Below are 2725 nucleotides of genomic sequence, written 5' to 3'. Positions count from 1 at the left end.
GGCGCGCGCCGGCCGGACGCGGGTCGCGGCGGGTCGCGGCCGGGAGACGGTTGCCTCGGCGGTGCGGCGCGGCGTGGCGGCGGGTGCGCGCTCGCGCGGCGTCTCCAGTGTTCGGCTGGCCGGTTCTGGGCGCGGCGCGGCGGCGGGTTCGGGCTTGGCGATGGGGCTTGCCGCGGGGCGCTCGGCGGGCTCGGCCATGGCGATGACCGGTTCGGCGGGGCCGGGCGCGGGGGCCGTCGCGTCGCTCGCGGCCGTGGTCTGGGCGCGGACACGCGCCTCGACCTCCTTGCGCTCCTGCGCCTTGGCGAGCCGTTCGGCGGCATAGGCGCGTTGCTTGGCGGCGTAATTGCCGTAATCCGGACCGCTGCCGACGACGCTGACCTGGGTGCCGACGCCGACGTGCTCGAAGAGCACGGGGGCCAACTTGGCCGGCAGACGGATGCAGCCGTGGGACGCGGGGTGGCCCGGGCGCGGGATCGGACCCGCGTGCAGGCCCACGCCGTCGTAGGTGATGCGCAGGTAGTAGGGCATGCTGGCGCCCTCGAAGCGTGCCCCCGACGGGAACTGATCACGGCCCGCCTTGGCATTGCTGCTCAGCACCCGGCCGCCCTTGCCGACCACCTTGCCGTAGAGATTGGAGCGCTTGTTGGCGGACTTCTCCAGGACCTCGAAGTGACCCACCGGGGTCGGATGCGAGCTGAGCCCGGAGGCGACTGTGGTCCAGCCGACCTGCTCGTCCCCGACATAGAAGCGCGCCTTCTGCTCGTCGGTATTGACGATGATCCGGGTGAGCTTGCGGTCCCCGCCGTCCCACTCGTAGAGCTTGCCGGGTTTGGGCTTCTCCTGGGGCTGCGGGATCGGTCCCGGTTCCACCTCCGCGGGCGCGGCGGGCTTGGCCGCGACCTGGGGCCCGGCCGCGGCGGCGTCCTTGGGTCTGGGCTCGGGCTTGGCGACGAAGTTCGCCATCTGGGTGCAGGCGCCGAGCGCCACCAGCAGCGGCGCCGCCAGGGCGACCCGGGCGCCGATCCGCAGCCGGCGGCGGCGGGCGCTCGGTCCCAGCGTGGTGATCAGGGCGGGGGAGACGGGATCAGGGGTCGGTGTCGTTGCCATGTCGGTGGTCAGGCCGGTGCCGTTGCCGGACCGGTTCCGTGTTAATTTTCAATGACGGATAGCATAACCGACCTGTGCCGCCATGGCACCTGTGAGTGCGGCGTCGCCCGGCAAGCGGCAGCCGGCGAGCGGCAACCGGAGGTCGAGGCTTCAGCCGGTGGGGGTTCCCGACCCGTCCGACTGGAATCCACGGTGCTCGCGCCCGACCGGCCAACGGCCACGAAGACTCGTCCGTTACCCCGGAACATGAAAGGTCCCTGTGGGAGATGCCTCCGGCCGCGATGCGGCGCCGCGGCCAACTCCGATACCGCGCTCCCCGCGCGGCCATTGATGACTATACTAAACCGCGTCCAGAGCGGAACGTGTAGTTTTTGTGCTAAGGTTGAGCCCCGCACCCGGAATTTCGTCAGGCGGTGAGGCCACCCACAAAGCCAGGCGTTAAGTGTATGCTGAAATTGGATCTCGCCAAGTGGAATCAAACCCCTGAGGACCTGCGGGTTGAAGCGTTGACGGCGGCCCATGCGCGCACCCGTGAACGGTTCCTGGCCTTGTACGAACTGACCCAGCAGGGACATGGCATCACGGCGGTTGCGCGGGGAACGACGCACCATGCGCAAACGCTGATGCGTTGGGTGCACTGGTATAACGAAGCCGGTCCCGAAGGGCTGGTCTTTCAACACACGGGTGGTCTCACCCCCTTTTTTTGCCCGGTGAAAGAGCAGGCGCTTGACGCGCTGCTGCGGGCGGGACTCGCCGCCGCCGCCGCGCCCGCAGTGGACAAGGACCTGGAGACCGGGCGGCTGATACCAAGCCGCGCGCTTGAGCAACACACGGCGCCGCCGCGCTGGACCCTCAAGCGACTGGTGACGTGGATCGGGACGCAGTTTGGGCATCAAATCAGTCGGGAAACGCTCCGCCAGGCGCTCAAACGCCTCGGATTTTCCTGGAAAAAGGCCAAGGCGCTGCTCAACCGTGCCACGACCGCCGCGCGCGAGGCTTTCGTCGTGCAACTGCAAGCGCTGTTGGCACGCACCCTGAAGGACGAACCGCCGTTAATCGTCTATGTGGATGAAGCCCACATCCATCAAGAAGCCGATCTGGGGTATGGCTGGGCGCCGGTCGGGGAGCGCCTGTGGGTCGGCTCCCACACCCCTGGCCTGTCGGCCAAGGTGAGCTTCTACGGCCTGTATTTCTACAACCACGGCCAGGTGGCGATCTGGGATTTCCCCCGCGGCAACACCGATCACACGCTGACGGTCTTGCACCGGCTGCGTGAGTGCGAGCCGACCCGCGAGATCGTCCTGAGCTGGGATGGGGCGTCTTATCATCGCGCTGGCGCCGTGGTGGCGCTGGCCGCGGAACTGGCCATCACGCTGCTGCCGCTACCCAGTTATAGCCCTGATTTCATGCCGGTCGAAGCCCTGTGGCGCTGGTTACGCGAGGATGTCACCTATCATCACTGTCACGCCACCGCCGAGGAACTGATCACGCGCGTGCGCGACTTTGCGAAGACGATCAACCTCGAGCCGTTTGCGATCGCCGACCGGCTTTGGACCCGAACGAGCCTCGATCCGGAAGAGGAAAAACTACGCATCCCATGCTAGGCGGGGTTTAG

2 protein-coding genes are annotated in these 2725 nt (G+C 68.0%); one reads left to right on the top strand and one right to left on the bottom strand.

Features of this window, described 5'->3' with window-relative positions:
* Nucleotides 1-1110 (bottom strand): L,D-transpeptidase family protein (locus QZY48_RS09850; protein WP_295430574.1); only part of this gene is annotated, 1110 nt, incomplete at its 3' end.
* Between the two features lie 446 nt (nucleotides 1111-1556).
* On the opposite strand from QZY48_RS09850, the gene QZY48_RS09845 reads away from it, so the two are divergent.
* A complete protein-coding gene (locus QZY48_RS09845) occupies nucleotides 1557-2714 on the top strand; it encodes an IS630 family transposase (RefSeq protein ID WP_295430573.1) in 1158 nt (385 codons plus the stop codon).
* Nucleotides 2715-2725: the final 11 nt, after the last annotated feature.

Source organism: uncultured Thiodictyon sp. (assembly GCF_903828115.1).
GTDB lineage: Bacteria > Pseudomonadota > Gammaproteobacteria > Chromatiales > Chromatiaceae > Thiodictyon.
This window is presented reverse-complemented; position numbering and strand designations above follow the sequence as displayed.

Excerpts from the sequence above, each read along its gene's own strand:
- QZY48_RS09845 (WP_295430573.1), top strand. The coding sequence starts at position 1,557 with ATGCTGAAATTGGATCTCGCCAAGTGGAATCAAACCCCTGAGGACCTG.